We start from the raw sequence: 17020 nt of genomic DNA, 5'->3' as shown, positions 1-17020 counted from the left end.
CCCAAGCTTCTCAATCACGGCCGCCGACAATCCTACGACTACGTCCCTGATATCAGGAACCAATTCTCCTGGCTTACTAGACGGAACGGAAACGTCAATGCCGAATTGGCGCCGCAACAGCCGGTTACCATCTTCCACCGCATCGCGGATACGCTCCAGACGACCATGATCGATATACGTAAATCGCTCCAGCTTCAAATCCATCTCGACTTCGCGAAGGCACTCAACGAGTCGCTCATGAACATCTAGGCTGACTGGGAGACTATTTGTATATCTAAGATACTCCGTGGCGTATGCACCGAGTGAGGGGTTCGCATCGTCGGAACCTCTCCACCACGCGGCTCCGACATCAACTCCAATTGTGTTCATGAAATCAATAGCAATATCCCCACCCATCATGGTGCTGCGGTCATACTTTCGGAGGACTATCCGCTCGGTTCCGAAGACCTGACTCCATCGCGAGATGGTATTGTAATAATTAATAAAGTTAGGCGCTAGCTGTTCTTCCATGAATTCGTCAAAGTCTTCGCAGGTGCGCTGCTCAGCCCCAGGAGCCCATCGCACTAACATTCGGTAAAATGAGTCCAGGAGCTCATCCTGACTTCTCAAGTAGGCAACAATGGTGACGTCCTCAGCTACCAAGAATGTGCCGAGTAAACGAATCTCTTCCTCTTTAAGAAGGCAGAACTCTTCAGAACTAATAACGGCCGTAGTCGCGCCGCGCCCTCTGCATTCAGCTAGCATGCTTTCCACGAGCGAGGCATCCTCATGTGAGTGGCCAGAGCTAAATGCCCATGGGTTTCGCTTCTCGTGCTGCACCGACCATGGAATCCGATGGTGTGCGACTGTCAGCAGGCCCGTCTCAGGGAAGATGACCTTTTTGCTTGCGAGAGTCGCACGGTTCTTCCAACAGAAGTTCTGGAGTGCGGTTGTTCCCGTCTTGTGCCAGCCAATGTGAATGATCAGCTTCATTGGTCCTCGGTCGGTTCATCATGGTGGCGTCGGCTCTTCTGCCAAAAACCGTGGGTCGGCTGACCTGCGGGTTTGGGCGCGACGCATATCCTGCTTACGTTTTGGACCGCTAAAGGTTCAAGACGAGCAGGGAGGTATGGCGTTGCGCAAGTCCAGGGTATTCGCCGAGGCCCTTGGACGCCAAGACGTGGTGATCGAGGATGGAGATCCAGACCGAGTCCTCACGGGGGAAGACCCAATCCACCAGCGAGGTACTGGTGTTGTCGGTGCGGCCGAAGGCATCGCAGGCAAGCCGGTGCTCGCGATGCCGAAAGCACTGGCCAGGCTATGACAGGGGGACGGGTATACGCCGCTGGCGCACCCGCGTGGTCAGACAGTCGGATCAAGAAATGGCCGTAGTTTGAGTTCCCTCCCCACGCCATGAACGCGCAGCCCCGCGGAATGCCAGAACCGGGCGCGGCAGTATCGAGTTCGACGACTCCATCAACACCCAAGGATGCGAAAGGGAGTTTCGCTAAAGTTGGGGAGATATAAAGCGCCTCCTGACTTAGGACCTGGTCGGCCAATTTTTGGATTGCCGATTCGCTGACCTGCGGGTTCTCGGTCTTTAGTGCCCCGTTTGGGGCACTAAGCGGGTAGGTTCGGGCGGTGGCGTACGTGCGGAAGGTGCACCCGGCCTCGGGTGCGGTCGCGGTGCAGGTCGTGCGTAAACATCGAGGTCAACGAACGATTCTGGCCCATGCCGGCTCAGCCCACACCGATGCCCAACTGGGGGTTCTGCTTGAGCAGGGCCGCCGGATCGCCGCGCAGGATCAAGGCGCTCTCGATATCGAGGTGGCCGCCCGCACCCAGCGTGTTGAAGATGTCGCCGACTGGCGGACCGGCACGCTTGCGTTGTCGGCGGGTGTCCCCAAGGGAGAGCCGGTGCCACCGGGACGCACCACGTCGACCTGTTCGCGCCTTCTGTACGACACCCTCGGTGTGGTCTATGACTGGCTCGGCTTCGACATCGTCGATGATGCGGTGTTCCGGGACCTGGTGATCGCGCGGCTGGTGGAACCGACCAGCAAGGCCGATGCTGCACGGGTGCTCACAGATTTGGGTGCAGACACGTTGTCCTACAAGACCATTCAGCGTCATCTGTCGAAGATCAATACCGGTAACTACCGCGATGCCGTCGCGGCCAAGTGCTTCAAGGTCGAGCATGTCGGTTCTGCCCATACTGATGCTGAGCTGGGGGTGCTGCTGGAGCGGGCACCTCGAAGTCCAGGACATCTTGATCGCCGGTGGCGATCCGGCGGACCGGCTGGCCGAACTCGGGATCGCCCCCTCGGTCGGGTCGCGCGGCGACAGTTATGACAACGCCCTCGCTGAAGCAGTCAACGCCGCCTACAAAACCGAGCTCATCAACCGCGGCAGACCGTGGCGCTGGATCGACGACGTCGAACTATCGACCGCCGAATTGGTGGCCTGGTACAACCAGGAACGCCTGCACGAAGCTCTCGGCTACTTGACGCCAGCCGAGTACGAGACCGCCGTCACCGGCGCCTCACATGACGCGAGCCAGCCAACCCCGGCTCTCGCAACCGAGGAACAAAACCTGGGGTAGTTCAATACAAACACAGCCCAATCAGAGGCTGCACACCAATAACCGGTGGGAATCAAACCCGGGGCGAATCAGTTCGGCGGCGAAGCGGATATAGCTGCTTTTGGGGCGTTTGTGCGGCTGGGCGGTGACGAAGCCTCGCGCCGAGAGGATCCGCCAGATCGTGGATGCCGCCGGGCTGACGCCGTGGCGATGGTGAAGGTGAAACGCGATCGTCGCGGCGCCGGCCTCATGCCCGTCGCGCTCGAGTTGTTTTCGTAACGCGATGACCTCGTCTTCGATGTCGTGGGCGATGCGGTTGGGGCTGCGCAGCGGTCTTCGTGGGCGTGGTCGTAGGCCGGCTTCGCCTTCAGCCAGGTAGCGCTGGACGAGGGTGATGACCCACCGCCGAGAGATCCCGTAGTCGCGGGCAACCTCACTTTTATTGCGTCCTTCGACCAGCACGGCCGTGACCACCAGCTGTGGCATTCCCATCGCTCGACCCTTGTCGTCGGGTGTGAACGATGTCCCGAGACAGGTGTGAACGATGTGCCGAACTCAGACACCTCCTTCTCCGTATCCAGTCGCAGGCGAACCCGCCCGGCGTACTCCGACGAAGGCCGATGTTGCCCACTGACGTCAGATCCGTAGCCGGAGGAACCCGCAGACCAGTTGATGCGCTTGACATCGTGATCGTCGCCTATCGCTGCCGGGACCATCTCTTCCGATGCCTCGCGAGCCTCGAGCGCCAGTCGCCGTCCGACACCAACGTTTGGGTCGTCGACAACGACTCGCGTGACGGGACGGTGAAGATGGTGCAGAACGAGTTCCCGGCGGTCTCGCTGATTGAGAATGGAGAGAACGCAGGTTTTGCGCGGGCGACCAGCCGTGGTATGACGGCTGGGAACGCTGCGTACGTGCTGCGCTCAACCCCGATACCGAGCTCCGCGAGAACACGATCGCGACACTCCTCGCGCTCATGGCGAAGCACCCAGAGATCGGAATCGCAGGCCCGAGACCTGAGCAGCCGGATGGCACGTTCGACCATGCGGCGCGTGTTCGTTCCCGACCGTGCTCGGCGCACTTGGCCACTTCAGCGGCGTCGGCCGGCGGCTCGAACGCGGCCCGCTTGCCCAGTACCGCGCACCGGACGTCGAGCAGGGCCCCGTCGATGCGGTCAACGGCGCCTTTATGCTTATGCGTCGAGCCGCCCTCAACGAGGTCGGAAACTTCGACGAGGGCTACTGGATGTACATGGAGGATCTCGACCTCTGCTTCCGCTTCAAGAAAGCAGGGTGGGCGACCTGGTACGAGCCGAGCGCATGACCGGGGCCGTCGCATGCTCACTGGGCCGTCGGGTTATCGTGAGGCGACGCGGGCGCCAAACGTGCGAGCCGCGACCTCGGATCCCACTCGGGTTCGCGGTCGAACCGGCATAAGTTCGAAGGCGATCAGGCAGCAAGCGGCCCGCGACGGAGGGAGAATGGCGACCATGGCGTACGAGGGAGCAGCAGGGCCTGCGGGATCCAAGTGCGGGAACTCTGGTCGATCAAGCGGAGCAGCGGGCGGAGGATTGGGCACGGGGTCGCGTGAGCCGTTCAACGATTGACCTTTCGGAGTGCACCCTTGGGCCTGGCGTCACTTCAGGCCCCGAAGGGGCCTTGGCTTTCGCCCTTGCGCCGGACGCAACCGTCACGTCCTACGATGTCGCACTTGACGCCGGCGAACAGGAGGTCGTCGTCTGGTTTCGGATGGGTACGTGGACGAAGCTTCCGGACATCACGGTGCACGTCTGGTGCGAGGGGGGCGAGCTCTTGTGCTCGCGCCGAGTATCGACGCGAGCGTATCGTGCCGTGCTTCGGTTCGCGATCTCGGTGCCGGTTGCAGCCAAGCTAGTCATCCGCAGCAAGTTCTCCAGTTTCGATTTGCTTGCGATCGAATATGGCCCCTTGCTGCGGGAAGATGCGACAGCAGCGACCCACCGAGCAAGACGTGAGCAAATTCTTGCGGGGCTTGACCTTGATCCAAGCATTGCGCCTCAGCAACCACTCCCCGAAATCCCGTCTGTGGCAGAGATCGATTCGGCATTGTTCGGTAGTGCCGACATTGAGATTTTTTCCTACGACGCGCTTCCCCGTCACGCGGAGACGCTCCAAACGATAGGTCTCGACCTCGCCGCTCTACAGTCGATATTCCAGCAGAACAACACTCCAGTTGATCTGGACTCCGAGGCGCCTCTTTCTTCCGAGCGAAGGCTCTTGAGCGGGAAACCCAAGCTCAGCAATCGGTTCCAAGACGAGCTCGTGCGTTCGGCGCGTCTTTCGATCCCGGATCCATTCACCGGGGAAACCCGAGAGACCACCAACGGTTACGCACTGGACATCGTGCCAGTCCTGGCGACTGTGGTCTACGAATTCACGGGGTCAGACCCGATTCTCGTTGGTACGAGTTTGGGCTGGGCCGGCAACGTTTCCTTTGTGTGGTTGATCGATCGGGACGTGATCATCCACCAGAACCTGGTCGGTAGCGACTGGGTCGACCCACAACAGGTGATCTGTCGGTACGTCGCTTCGTGCCTCGAGTACTCCGCGGAGGTGCAACGCTACCGGCAATCGGAGCACAGCCCTGCACTGGTGTCGGGGGTTATCGCGAACCTCGGCCACTACTTCTGGAACGACGTCTCCGGCGTGGAATGGCTGCTACGGAACGAGGCCTTGGGGCGGGTTGATGCGATCTACACGACCGTAAATCCCTGGATTTCGCTTACCGAGATCTTTGCGGGCGAGCTGCCGTGTCCGGTGGTCGAGCTGTCGTCTTCGGCGGAGGTCTTCTTGCGGCTCGTCAATGATGGCCGCATACCTGTCCGGGCCACCGCGACAGCCGTTGATCGAGCACTCGCTCTCCGTGTGCATGGCGCAGCTCATCGCGTCGCTGCTCGCGACACGACCGGACTGATGGAGCGGCTCAACGTCGCGCAGTCTTCGTCCAAGTTCATCTTCTTCGTCAACTTGCGTGTGCACAACAAGGTCTGGTTGGAACAGGTCGAGGGTGTGGCTGCGCTGGCCGAGCGTCTCGATGCTCAGTATGGCCGCGATGTCTTGATCTACTTGGATGGATATAAGGACTGCGACGAGACAGTCGACGATGTTCGCAAGGCAGTGGCGCATCTAGACGTGGAGATAGTCGACGGTACACGGGCAAGCTTCTCCGAAACCCTCCTCTGGGCGTACGCGTGCGACCTTTTCATCGCGGTCATAGGCAGCGGTCTGGCCCTGCTGACCTGGCTTGCCGACAAGGACGGCATCGCGCATTCCAACATCGGGCACCTGCGTCAGTTGGAATGGTGGGGTGAGGTCAACGTGGGTAGTTCAGCAACCGTTCTTGCGCCGACTGCTGAACACATCAGAAACGTGACATCTGAATACTATTCTGATTACAACATATCTATCCCGGTATTTCTTGGTCTGCTCGACTCGGTAATGTCTCGGCGAATGGAAGTAGCTTGAGCGTCGCAGCCAAGAACAATGTCGTGGTGATCACGACGATCAACCCTCCTAGCAACGCGACAAAGGCATATGCGCACTTGCCTGACTGGCACACTGTCGTGGTCGGTGACCGGAAGAGCCCCATTGACTGGCATCTGGAGGGGGCCACCTACCTGCCGGTGGAGCCAAAGACGTCTGCGTTTGCGAGCGCCCTTCCGGAGAACCACTATTCACGGAAGATGCTCGGGTATGTAGAAGCAGTGAGGATCGGGGCCACTGTTATCGCCGAGACGGATGATGACAACATCCCAAAACAAGGTTGGTCCTTCCCCGCATTCCGAGGGGAGTATGAGAGCACCTCGCCCGACCTAGGCTTCGTGAACACCTATCGGTGCTTCACGGATCGACATATCTGGCCGCGAGGTCTGCCCTTGCAAAGAATTCTGGATCCAGCGAGCGTGATCGATTTGTCCACCATTCGGTCTGCCGACGCAACGGTCGGCGTCTGGCAAGGGCTCGCAGACGGCGACCCGGACGTAGACGCGATCTACCGACTTACCGTCGGTCAGGAATGCATCTTTGAGCAGCGGCCACCGTTGGTTCTTGGACGTGGGACCATCAGTCCGTTCAATTCGCAGAACACTGCGTTTTGCGCTGAACTATTCCCGCTGCTCTACCTACCGAGTACGGTGACGTTCCGCTTCACCGACATCTTGCGCGGCTACGTCGCCCAACCAGTCATGTGGTTAGCCGGCTACCAGCTGGGCTTCGTGGGAGCGTCGGTTACTCAGATGCGTAATCCGCATGACTACATGAGAGACTTTGAATCGGAAATCCCGTGCTACCTCGACGTCGAGAGCTGCATCGGGCTGGTGACCGCGAGCATTCGGCCAGAGCTTAGCGTCGAGGAGAATCTCACTCTCGCATACGAGGCGCTTACGGATGCGGGAATCACGCAGCCTGACGAGGTGATGCTTCTAAGGTTCTGGCTCGAAGAACTGGCCTCGGCGTCGAACGGAAGGCCGCCGGCTTGAAGGGACCTCTCGTAGGCGCGCCCGGCGGTTCGCAACGTTGACGGAGGGATGGATTCCGTGCATGTCGAGATCGGCGCCCTGAAGGACAGTCGTGGTCCGGAGGGACACGCCGAATCGACCAGGGAGGTCGACAACAACTACGTCGAGGTCGCCCGGCGGGCCAACGCTGCCGTGGGCGAGCTTTCGTGACAGGCTCGCCGTTTTGGGCATGATCAGTTTAGCGCGATCTTCGAGCACGTAAGGACTTGCAATACGAAGACTGGTTTGCCCTGCTCTACGAGAGCGCGACAGGTGCGGCGGTCGATGGTTTGCCGATACCGAGTTTTCCGCCGGCCGAGGTACAGACGGCAATGCAGGGACACGCCAACGAGATGTCAGTCCGTGAGGACGATCCCGCTCGGCTGCCGCAGGCCATGATCGTTCGCCAGAAGCCGGACCCTTCGAGATCGCCGCTGCGTCGTCGACGGGCTAGGCCGGAGCACCCACTGAAGCCTCTCGTCTAATGACCAAGTGGACCTAGTGGCGATCGCATTGGGGCGAGGTAGGCGTTTCTTCGGTGCTTTGCTGCTTTCAGCGTGCCTCAGCCGGCCATTCGTCAGCAGCAGCTTGATGAATCGGTGGGTCATGGTCGGCGACGGGCGAGCAGATGCCGCAGACGACACGCCGAATCGGCGTCGTGCTAATTGTCCAATGTCGTGCTAATTGTCCAGTGTAGGATGAGCGCGGATGTCTCAGGATAGAGCGATGATCACAAACAGACGCATCGCCACTGAGCTGATCGAGCAGGATGCTGCCAAGCAGCTCGTTGGCAAGGTCGGCCGCCGCGTCGTCCTGATCGATCAAGATTTCACCACCTCGCTCGATCTCGAGATCATCGACGTTCGCAAGCATGAACCCGCAGTCTTGGCCGGCGCCCCGCTTGCGTATGTCATCTACGCCGTCGACCAGGATGACCAGGGCCTGCCCTTCGTGCTGTGGCTCATCGAACGACACATCAAGTTCCATCCCGTATTTAGAGCGGAGCCCGCCCGATGGGTGCATAAGGACTACCGCGCCCGGTCTGCGATCGAATCCGAGTGGTCTTTTCAGCGCGAGGCGCAATTCGATAAGTTCGATTTCGGTTACGGGGACGCGGAGAACATCTGCCAGGCACTCCAGACCACCCGCTCCCTTGCGGGTGCTTATGTCGAGGTTGGCTGCTTTCGCGGCAGTTCCGGACGAATCGCTCTCAGGTACATGCAGGAAGCTCATATTTATCGGCCGTCCTATTTTCTGGACGTCTTCGAAGGCTTCACGTACCCGGCTGCCCAGGCGAGCGCCGATGCCATATGGGCGAACAGTCACGCCACCGAGGGCATCGAGGTCGTGTCAGGTCGGCTGAAGGAATTCGAGCAGCCGTTGCTGGGACGCACTGTCCATGTCGTAACAAACAACATCATCACCGACGAGTTGCCGAGCGAAATCGATTCCATTGCTGTAGCTAATCTTGATGTCGATCAGCTTGAGGCTGTCTATGCAGGACTCGTCAAGCTCGCCCCAAAAATCGCGATCGGCGGCATACTCATCGTGGAAGACCCGGGCCACACCCCATTGCTAATCGGAGCGCAGGCCGCGTTGGACATCTTTATCGCAAGTGAAATAGCCGAGAAGTTTTTATCGATCTATATGCATAGTGGGCAGTACTTTCTGGTGCGGATCAAGTGATGACGCGACTCGGTCATTCGAGTCAGTCGTCGTGCAAGTCGCGACTGACCGAGGGGGCGAGAAGGTGACTCAAACGAAGGCGAAGAGGAACAACCCGAGCCCGGCTCCCTAAACGCCCGGGAAAGGTAGATCAGATGAAGGCCGAGGGAGTTGATCGCGACGCGGTCGCTAGCCGGCTGGGGATCTCGCTCCGGGCCTAGTCTGCTGGATGAACGCCGCGAGCATAGGCTCGCGGCATGCGACGAGACATCGGGTTCCTCTCCGGCGGCGTGACCCTCCGCGGCTTTTTCGAAGTTCCCGCTCGCGCACGCCGACTCGAGGAATTGCCGGGCTGGACCTGGGGTCGCGGTCCCGGCGCCGACAGACCGGACGTGTAAACGGGCTCAGTGCGTTTGGTGGGTCGCGTCCGAAAGCCGGTGTAAAAGGGGCCGGGCGTAGGTCCTGCTTCGAGACCGCCAAGTCATCGAAGTGAAAGGACCTACGCCCGTGCCTGCCCGAGTATCGCCGACCGATCGTGTTCGCGCCAAGATCGACGAGCTGTTCGCCTCGGATCATGAGTTGCTCGAGATCCTTGAGGAGGTGGCCCGGCTGGGCGCACAGTTGCTGATGCAGGCCGCATTGGAGGCCGAGGTAACCGAGTTCTTGGGCCGCGATCGCTACCAACGGTGCGCCACCGCGCCGGATGCGCAGCCCGGGGCGCGCAATGGCTATCGGCCAGCGATGGTCAAGACCACCGCCGGCCCAGTCACCCTGGAGCGGCCCAAGTTGCGCGGCACGATGGTCGCATTCGCCTCGCGCTTGTTCAGCAAGCACGTCACCAAGACCAATGCGCTGGAATCGTTGGTGATCGCCTCGTTCGTACGCGGGCGGTCGGTGCGTGATGTGGAGGCTACCCTGGCCGATGCGCTCGGTGATCAGGCCGCCATCTCGAAATCGACTGTGGCGCAGGTATGCCAAGCGATCAAGACCGAGTACGACACTTGGGCGCGGCGCCCCCTGGGCGATGTCGTGCTCGATTACCTGTTCCTGGATGCCTTGTTCTTCCGGATGCATCCCGGCTCGCCAGCCGAGCCGATCCTGGCCGCGCGGGGTATTACCACCGCGGGCAAGCCCGTCTTTGTGGGCCTGGCCCCTGGCGTCGTGGAGTCCACCGACGCCTGGGCTGGTTTTCTGACCGATCTCACCGACCGGGGACTAGCATGCCCGCTGCTGGTCGTCTCCGACGGTGCCCGCGACCTGATCGGCGCGATTGAGCAGATCTTCCCGACCGCGCTGCGTCAACGCTGCCTGATCCACCGGCTGCGTAACGTGCTGGCCAAGATCCCCGCCGGGATGCAGGCCGAGATCCGCGACGGCTACTGGGCCGTGTTCGACACCGCCGACCTCAACACCGAGCCCGGCCCGCGTCTGGTCGAACTCATCGATGCCCGGCTGAGCGCGTTCGCTACCCGCTACGCGGCCACCTACCCGGCAGCGATGAAGATTCTGCTGACCGAACGCGAGGGCCTGACGGCCTATCTGCGGTTCCCGCCCGAGCATCATCACCGTATCCGCCACTCGAACTTCATCGAACGCACCTTCGGCGAAACCCGCCGCCGCACAAAGGTTATCGGCCGCCTCCCAGGCGAGACCAGCTGTGTCAGCATCGCCTGGGCCGTGCTCGACCGTGCATCCCGCGGCTGGCGCGGACTTGCCATGACCCCCGCCGACTGCGCCAGCTCCAAGACCTGCGCCGCAGCCTGCTGCAACCACCTCAGCAACTGCGGCCGACGCACCCCCCGGACTCCGCGAGCAGCACCACCGAAACAATCAGCGCCACCCGTAACATCACCCACCGAAGCCAGAACCTCCGCAGGCCGATCTACATGTCGGCGACGCCTGAAAACTGACCCCGTGTCGACGGGCGGGTTCTAAGACTTGTCGCAACACTCCTGCTAATTGAAGGGGTGTGGAGATGACGCGACGTGGCCGCAAGCGCCGGCTAATTTTGGAGGACGAGTACTGGAAGCTGATCCTGGGCGGGGTGGCCACCGTCGAGGCCTGCCGGCAAATCGGGATCGGCCGTAAGACCGGGTATCGGTGGCGCGCGGAGGCGGGTGGTCTGCCACCGGCGCGGGTGGCAGAAGAAGCGCGCTCGTCGCGCTACCTGACGTTGCTGGAGCGCCAGCGCATCGCGACCTTGCGCGAGCACGGGCACGGTATCCGCGAGATCGCCCGCCGAATCAGGCGGGCACCGTCGACGGTCTCGCGGGAGCTGCGCCGGCATCTCAAGCCACACGACAAGGGTGTCTACGACGCTGACCTCGCCCACGCCCGTGCCCGGGATAACGCTCGTCGAGAACGCGCTGGGTCCCTTATCGTTGATCCGAAGTTGCGGGAGTTGGTGGCCGACAAGCTCGAAGACACCTGGAGTCCGCAGCAGATCAGTGCGTGGCTACGCGCGGAGTATCCGGACCGCCTGGAGTGGCATATCTGTCATGAAACGATCTATCAGGCACTGTATTTGGGCCGCAAGGGCGGGTTGAGCAGGGTGTTGACGGCCAAGCTGCGCACCGGCAGGCCGTTGCGCAAGCGCCGCCGAAGCGCCACCGAACGCACCCCGCGGTTCGTAGCTCCGGCGGTGCTGATCCATCGCCGTCCGCCGATCGTCGAGACGCGCACTCGCATCGGCGATTGGGAGGGTGATCTGATCGTCGGCAAGCACAGTCGTTCGGCGATCGGCACGCTGGTGGATCGGACCAGCCGCGTGGTGCGGCTGATTCACCTTCCGCACGGTCACAGCGCCGAGATGTTCACCGATGCCTTCGAGCACGTCCTGGCCGCACTGCCCGAGGCCGCCCGGCGCACCTTGACGTGGGACCAGGGCTCGGAGATGGCTCGCCACGATCTGCTTGCTGAGCACTTCGAGGAGGGCGTGTTCTTTGCAGAACCCGCCAGTCCCTGGCAGCGTGGGACCAACGAGAACACTAATGGTCTTCTGCGCCAGTTCTTTCCGAAGGGCAAAGATCTATCCGCCTACACGACCGACGATCTGGCTCGCGCCGAGAAGCTCCTCAACAGCCGACCCCGCAAGATCCTCAACTGGCAGACACCCGAGCTGGTCTTCACCCGCGGACTACCCTGATCCCGTCAATGTGTTGCGACAACCGGACGAATTCACTTTAGAACCCGCCCGTCGAAAGGGGGTCAATTTTCGGCCGCCGTTGACACTACACCGGTTTCCGGACGCCACCTGACGGCGATGGCCATGTCGACAATCGCCGGAAAGACCCACGCCGCGGTTTGGCCGTAACCGATAGAGATCAAGGTCACGCAGCGCGACGAAAGACATGGCGAACGCCCCGGTGCCAATGACCGCTACGGCCGTGACCGCCCGGCCGTAAACCCGCCCTGACGCCCCGGCGCGGACGGCGAGGCCAATGCCGTGAACGCAGGCCAACGGCTAGCCGGCGAAGCACTCGATTACTTTAGGCTGCTAAGACGCTCTCGCACGTCGAGGACAAACGGCGCCTCCACGTTCTTGCGATACGCCCGGAGCAGCCCTCCTCTAGCGTGCCGGACATTCCTTCGGCAGATGTCCTGGAGTTCCGACTCGAGGCGCAGCGGCGTACCGCGCGGCTTCTCAGTCAGCCTCACCAGTTCGGCTGTCAGACGGGCGAAGCGTTCTCGCGCCGTCTCCGCCGCATCGTAGCTCTCGTCGAGAAACGGGCTGAAGGTCTCGAACCCCAGTTCCCTCACAAGCGGTAGCGAGGCCGGGTTTCCAACCACCACGACGGGATGGCCGAGGCATAGCGCCTTCACCGTCTTTTCAGTCACGCGGGCGATCTCCCCGTTGGTGAAGTCCGTCTCAGTGACGAGCGAGAAGGCCGTGGTCACGTATGGGGCGAGATCTATTGCGTCATGCAACGCGTTACCCCGCTTCTCGCGCTGTCAGCGAAGACGGGCTCCGCTTCCAGGACTCGCTCGGCCTCTTCGAGGAGCGACAGAGCATCCAGCTGTTCCAGCGTGCCGCGGACTTCTCGGAGATCATTGACGGCTACCTTTCCGCCGGCGCCGTTGCCATGGAACGACAAGAGAACGTCGGACCGGATCCCCAAGGCATTCAGGAGGGCGACGAACGCGACTCGGTGTGGTCGCGCCGTTGTGTTGAGGCAGAGGAACATGTACTCCTTGTCCGCTTGTCCGCGTTGATGGCCGCCTCGATCTTGTCAGGATGAAAGCCGAGCGTTTCCTCGAAGGACGTATCGTCGAGGTCGAAGAGCGTCGCCATAGCAAGGATGAAGTAGTCGTAGCAGGCAAGACCGATTGACGCGGCTCCGTGCCGCGAACGCTCCTGCGCAGCTAACCGACGATTTTGGGTCGCCAGGAGGGTCGAGCTCGGTCGAATGTGAAGAGCATTCGCCGAAGCGTGCATCGCATCGAACACATCCTCAACATACGGCGCCGCTTCGTTGGAAAGGTCGAGTAGCTGGAGGCACTGCCCGGCCCGCGCGTCTTCGATGATGTGCTCTGGAATGGCTCCCAGAACCCAGGGTTCGCCGATTGCTGCGGCCCGTTGTTCGCTCAGCAAATAGAAGTTCAGAACGGGAACGACACACACATACGGGTCGATGCGCCCTATGCTCGAGTTACCGGGGAGGTTGACGAATACCTCGTGCCCGGGCTGGCCCAAGAACTGCAAACGCGGGATTCCACGCGGACAGCATCTTTGCTCGGGAGATGCGCCTTGCCGCGATCAGCTATTTTCCGTGGGGACTGCGGGGCCGTCGCTCAACTTTTGCTTGCCCAACATCTACCATGAAGCCACAGCGACGCCCGGCCGCTTTAGCACAACGAGGAGTGAGACGGCCACGATGTTGGTATGCCGGACATGTGATGACGAGCATGCACCGATGGGAGTGGGAATCCGGTGAAGCGAGCGCTTATAACTGGGATCACCGGACAGGACGGGTCCTATCTGGCCGAGCTGCTGCTGAGCAAGGGTTATGAGGTTCACGGGCTCATCCGTCGAGCTTCGACGTTCAACACTTCGCGGATTGACCACCTCTACGTTGACCGACACCAACAGCACGCACGATTGTTCTTGCACTACGGCGACCTCGCCGACGGCACCCGCTTGGTCACCTTGCTCACCACCATTGACCCCGACGAGGTGTATAACCTTGCGGCGCAGTCGCATGTGCGCGTCAGCTTCGACGAACCGGTGCACACCGGCGACACCACGGGGATGGGATCGATACGACTGCTAGAGGCCGTTCGCCTTTCCAAGGTGGGCTGCCGGATCTATCAAGCCTCCTCGTCGGAGATGTTCGGCGCGTCACCGCCGCCACAGAACGAGCAGACACCGTTCTATCCGCGCTCACCATACGGCGCGGCAAAGGTCTACTCGTATTGGGCGACGCGTAACTATCGAGAAGCGTACGGGTTGTTCGCCGTGAACGGCATCTTGTTTAATCACGAATCGCCGCGGCGCGGTGAAACATTCGTGACCCGAAAGATCACGCGAGCCGTCGCGCGTATCAAGGCTGGCGTCCAGGCAGACGTCTACCTGGGCAACCTCGATGCTGTCCGCGACTGGGGGTACGCACCGGAGTATGTCGAAGGGATGTGGCGGATGCTGCAGGCTCCCGAGCCCCAGGACTTCGTTTTGGCCACGGGGCGCGGTTACACTGTGCGCGAGTTCGCTCAGACCGCGTTCGACCATGCCGGACTCGACTGGCAAAAGCACGTGAAATTCGATGAGCGCTATCTGCGTCCCACGGAAGTGGATTCGCTGATAGGCGATGCCACCAAAGCTGCCGAATCGCTGGGGTGGAAAGCCACTGTGCACACGTCCGATCTGGTGCGGATCATGGTAGACGCCGATATCGAAGCATTGGACTGCGAGGGCAAGCCATGGATCGACAAGCCGACGCCGGGTAGCCAGACATGATGACGGACGCATCAGTCGGCGTCCTTGACCGCGCATCTCCGATCTACATCGCCGGGCACCGCGGGCTGGTCGGGTCTGCCCTATTACGCAGGCTTGAGGCCGAGGGATTCACCAATCTTCTTGTGCGGTCACACAAAGAACTCGATCTGACGGATCGGGCCGCGACATTTGACTTCGTTCTCGACTCAAGGCCACAGGTCGTCGTCGATGCTGCGGCCCGAGTCGGCGGCATCGTGGCCAACAGCACCTATCCCGCTGAATTCCTCTCGGAAAACCTCCAGATCCAGGTCAATCTGCTCGACGCTGCCGTGGCGGCGCGAGTGCCGCGGCTGCTGTTTCTCGGATCCTCTTGCATATAAACCAAATTCGCTCCGCAGCCCATCAAGGAGAGCGCACTGCTGACCGGCCCGCTGGAGCCGACCAACGACGCATACGCGATCGCCAAGATCGCCGGCATCCTTCAGGTCCAGGCGGTCAGGCGGCAATACGGTCTGGCGTGGATCTCTGCGATGCCCACCAACTTGTACGGACCGAGCGACAACTTTTCCCCGTCAGGCTCGCACGTGCTGCCAGCGCTCATCGGCAGGTACGAGGAGGCCAAAGCCGGCGGCGCGCCGGCGGTGACGAACTGGGGCACCGGAACTCCACGGCGGGAACTCATGCACGTTGATGACCTGGCGAGCGCATGTCTTTACCTTTTGGAGCACTTCGACGGGCCAAATCACATCAACGTTGGTACCGGTATCGACCACACCATCAGTGAGATCGCCGATATGGTCGCCAAAGCGGTGGGGTATACCGGCGAAACGCGCTGGGACCCAACCAAACCGGACGGAACACCACGCAAACTGCTCGACGTGTCGGTTCTGCGCGCGGCGAGATGGCAACCGAGCATCCCGCTGCATGCCGGCATCGAGGCAACGGTGACGTGGTATCGCGCGAACGTCGGTGAGGCCGGGCGTGATCCCATTTAGCGTATACAGGGTCAGGCGGACAAGGCGCTGCTCGATACCGGGCGCAGCGCCGTACACGCGGCGAACGCCTTTGGTGCGCGCGGGTCACCACCGCGAGCTGGTTGGCATATCCGAAGCTGAACTCGCGCAAGAAGATTCCCAACGTTGAGGGTGCGGACACCTCGTCGAACACCTGTGGCGTGCAGCAGGCCCGCATCATCGATCCTGTCCGTGCCGCAGACCATCGCGGCGATGATCGAGGTCAGCCTGTCGACCGGGGTTCACCGCCCCAGATTTCACCCTGGGTAGACAACAGCTCCCTATGTTCGCCGATCAACTCGAAAGCCCCGTCTGCTCAGCCAATTCCAGCCTGACTTGGCTCACGTTTCCGGATTGACGACCATCGCAGAGCCCTGAACTGCTGTTTGTTGGTTGCTTCGGGCAGAATTTGCGCACTAAATCGAGGCCCTAGGCTGCCGGGGTGGCCACTACGTGCGCACCGTGAAGACTGCTTCGGGGGCGACCGCGGTGCAGATCGTGTGGTCCACTCGGCGCGGGTCACGCTCCATCGAGCATGTGGGCTCGGCTCATGATGAGGCCGAGCTGGCCGCGCTGAAGGCGGCCGCGGCCGAGCGGTTGGCGGCCAACCAGGCGGTGCTCGATCTCGATGTGACCGCCCCGCCGGGATCTGAGCCGCTGCCGATCACCTCTACCCGGATGACGCACTTGTGGGAGGCGCTGTACGCGGCGTATCGGATCGTGGGGTTCGAGTCGGCCACCAAGGGCGACACTGTGTTTCGTGATCTGGCGCTTGCACGGATCATTGAACCGACCAGCAAGATCGATGCCGGACGAGTGCTCGCGGAGGTCGGTGTCGAGCCCGCGTCTTATGCCACCGTGAAGCGGCGCCTGCCGAGCTATGCCCAGCGGCAATGGCGCCAAGCATTGGCTGTCGCCAGCGCGCGGCGCGCCGGGTTGGGGCCGGCGTCGCTGGTGCTTTTCGACGTCTCCACGCTGTACTTCGAAACTGATGCCGGCGACGGGTTCCGCGAACCCGGCTTCTCCAAGGAGCGCCGCCTGGAACCCCAGATCACCCTGGGATTGTTGACTGACGCCGCGGGGTTCCCGCTGACCGTGCAGGCCTTCGAGGGCAACAAGGCCGAGACCGCCACCATGCTGCCGGTCATCAACGCCTTCAAGACCGCCCACCAGCTCACCGACGTCACCGTCGTCGCCGACGCCGGCATGATCTCTGAGGCCAACCAGGTCGCGATCAAAGCCGCGGGGCCGTCGTTCATCTTGGGCACCCGCATCCCGTTTCTGCCCGATGTTGTGCGCGAATGGCGTGACCACCA

General features: G+C 61.6%; 14 protein-coding genes and 6 pseudogenes. 15 read left to right on the top strand and 5 right to left on the bottom strand.

Features of this window, described 5'->3' with window-relative positions; all coding sequences use genetic code 11:
- On the bottom strand, positions 1–972 hold a 972-nt coding region (locus AC5Y5E_RS30215; RefSeq protein WP_499907677.1), incomplete at its 3' end, for a hypothetical protein.
- 136 nt (positions 973–1108) lie between these two features.
- On the opposite strand from AC5Y5E_RS30215, the gene AC5Y5E_RS30210 reads away from it, so the two are divergent.
- From AC5Y5E_RS30210 to AC5Y5E_RS30200, 3 genes and pseudogenes are all read left to right on the top strand, one after another.
- Positions 1109–1303 carry a hypothetical protein gene (locus AC5Y5E_RS30210; protein WP_499907675.1) on the top strand — a complete coding sequence of 65 codons (195 nt, stop codon included), beginning with the start codon at positions 1109–1111 and terminating at the stop codon, positions 1301–1303.
- Positions 1304–1620: 317 nt separating this feature from the next.
- A pseudogene (locus AC5Y5E_RS30205) lies at positions 1621–2166 on the top strand (IS1634 family transposase); the annotation flags it as partial.
- A gap of 103 nt (positions 2167–2269) precedes the next feature.
- Positions 2270–2581, top strand: a pseudogene (locus AC5Y5E_RS30200) (integrase core domain-containing protein); the annotation flags it as partial.
- Positions 2582–2602: 21 nt separating this feature from the next.
- Here AC5Y5E_RS30200 and AC5Y5E_RS30195 read toward each other — a convergent pair.
- Positions 2603–3052 (bottom strand): helix-turn-helix domain-containing protein, encoded by a 450-nt coding sequence (locus tag AC5Y5E_RS30195; protein WP_499907673.1) that lies wholly within the window; start codon positions 3050–3052, stop codon positions 2603–2605.
- Between the two features lie 29 nt (positions 3053–3081).
- On the opposite strand from AC5Y5E_RS30195, the pseudogene AC5Y5E_RS30190 reads away from it, so the two are divergent.
- The 9 genes and pseudogenes from AC5Y5E_RS30190 to AC5Y5E_RS30150 form a co-directional block, all read left to right on the top strand.
- Positions 3082–3468: pseudogene (locus AC5Y5E_RS30190) on the top strand (glycosyltransferase); the annotation flags it as partial.
- A gap of 160 nt (positions 3469–3628) precedes the next feature.
- The gene (locus AC5Y5E_RS30185) at positions 3629–3883 is read left to right on the top strand and encodes a glycosyltransferase (protein ID WP_499907671.1); all 255 of its coding nucleotides are present in this window, start codon (positions 3629–3631) and stop codon (positions 3881–3883) included.
- Positions 3884–4218: 335 nt separating this feature from the next.
- A complete protein-coding gene (locus AC5Y5E_RS30180) occupies positions 4219–6063 on the top strand; it encodes a hypothetical protein (protein WP_499907669.1) in 1845 nt (614 codons plus the stop codon).
- Complete coding sequence (locus AC5Y5E_RS30175; protein WP_499907667.1) at positions 6060–7076, top strand: STELLO glycosyltransferase family protein; 1017 nt, start codon at positions 6060–6062, stop codon at positions 7074–7076. The genes AC5Y5E_RS30180 and AC5Y5E_RS30175 overlap by 4 nt, the downstream gene beginning before the upstream one ends.
- A 48-nt stretch (positions 7077–7124) precedes the next feature.
- The gene (locus tag AC5Y5E_RS30170; RefSeq protein ID WP_499907665.1) at positions 7125–7265 is read left to right on the top strand and encodes a hypothetical protein; all 141 of its coding nucleotides are present in this window, start codon (positions 7125–7127) and stop codon (positions 7263–7265) included.
- A 555-nt stretch (positions 7266–7820) separates the two neighbouring features.
- Positions 7821–8780, top strand: coding sequence for a TylF/MycF/NovP-related O-methyltransferase (locus AC5Y5E_RS30165; RefSeq protein ID WP_499907663.1), 960 nt, complete (start codon positions 7821–7823; stop codon positions 8778–8780).
- Between the two features lie 236 nt (positions 8781–9016).
- The gene (locus tag AC5Y5E_RS30160) at positions 9017–9157 is read left to right on the top strand and encodes a hypothetical protein (protein ID WP_499907661.1); all 141 of its coding nucleotides are present in this window, start codon (positions 9017–9019) and stop codon (positions 9155–9157) included.
- 109 nt (positions 9158–9266) lie between these two features.
- Positions 9267–10600, top strand: a pseudogene (locus tag AC5Y5E_RS30155) (IS256 family transposase); the annotation flags it as partial.
- Positions 10601–10734: 134 nt separating this feature from the next.
- Positions 10735–11904: an IS30 family transposase gene (locus tag AC5Y5E_RS30150; protein WP_499907659.1), complete on the top strand. Its 1170-nt coding sequence runs from the start codon at positions 10735–10737 to the stop codon at positions 11902–11904.
- 338 nt (positions 11905–12242) lie between these two features.
- Here the strand turns inward: AC5Y5E_RS30150 and AC5Y5E_RS30145 are convergent, their stop codons facing one another.
- Together AC5Y5E_RS30145 and AC5Y5E_RS30140 are read right to left on the bottom strand one after the other, a co-directional pair.
- Positions 12243–12656, bottom strand: coding sequence for a hypothetical protein (locus AC5Y5E_RS30145; RefSeq protein WP_499907657.1), 414 nt, complete (start codon positions 12654–12656; stop codon positions 12243–12245).
- Positions 12657–12882: 226 nt separating this feature from the next.
- Positions 12883–13461 (bottom strand): hypothetical protein, encoded by a 579-nt coding sequence (locus AC5Y5E_RS30140; RefSeq protein WP_499907655.1) that lies wholly within the window; start codon positions 13459–13461, stop codon positions 12883–12885.
- A 228-nt stretch (positions 13462–13689) separates the two neighbouring features.
- On the opposite strand from AC5Y5E_RS30140, the gene gmd reads away from it, so the two are divergent.
- Entirely contained in the window at positions 13690–14712 is a 1023-nt protein-coding gene (gmd, locus tag AC5Y5E_RS30135; protein ID WP_499907653.1) for a GDP-mannose 4,6-dehydratase, read from the top strand.
- Positions 14709–15686 (top strand): annotated as a pseudogene (locus AC5Y5E_RS30130) (GDP-L-fucose synthase family protein). The gene gmd and the pseudogene AC5Y5E_RS30130 overlap by 4 nt, the downstream one beginning before the upstream one ends.
- Before the next feature lie 73 nt (positions 15687–15759).
- On the opposite strand, the pseudogene AC5Y5E_RS30125 reads toward AC5Y5E_RS30130, so the two are convergent.
- Positions 15760–16034, bottom strand: a pseudogene (locus tag AC5Y5E_RS30125) (IS1380 family transposase); the annotation flags it as partial.
- 90 nt (positions 16035–16124) lie between these two features.
- Between AC5Y5E_RS30125 and AC5Y5E_RS30120 the strand changes: the two are divergent.
- On the top strand, positions 16125–17020 hold an 896-nt coding region (locus tag AC5Y5E_RS30120), incomplete at its 3' end, for an IS1634 family transposase (RefSeq protein WP_499907679.1).

The sequence above is a fragment of the Mycobacterium sp. NGS54 genome (assembly GCF_059812465.1).
Note: the sequence above shows the minus strand (reverse complement) of the source record. Positions and strands in the feature narration are given on the sequence as shown.

Bases quoted from the DNA above. Each gene is read 5' to 3' on its own strand.
- AC5Y5E_RS30160 (WP_499907661.1), top strand. From the start codon at position 9,017: ATGCGACGAGACATCGGGTTCCTCTCCGGCGGCGTGACCCTCCGCGGC.
- AC5Y5E_RS30170 (WP_499907665.1), top strand. From the start codon at position 7,125: ATGGATTCCGTGCATGTCGAGATCGGCGCCCTGAAGGACAGTCGTGGT.
- AC5Y5E_RS30210 (WP_499907675.1), top strand. From the start codon at position 1,109: ATGGCGTTGCGCAAGTCCAGGGTATTCGCCGAGGCCCTTGGACGCCAA.
- AC5Y5E_RS30150 (WP_499907659.1), top strand. From the start codon at position 10,735: ATGACGCGACGTGGCCGCAAGCGCCGGCTAATTTTGGAGGACGAGTAC.
- AC5Y5E_RS30195 (WP_499907673.1), bottom strand. From the start codon at position 3,052: ATGGGAATGCCACAGCTGGTGGTCACGGCCGTGCTGGTCGAAGGACGC.
- AC5Y5E_RS30165 (WP_499907663.1), top strand. From the start codon at position 7,821: ATGATCACAAACAGACGCATCGCCACTGAGCTGATCGAGCAGGATGCT.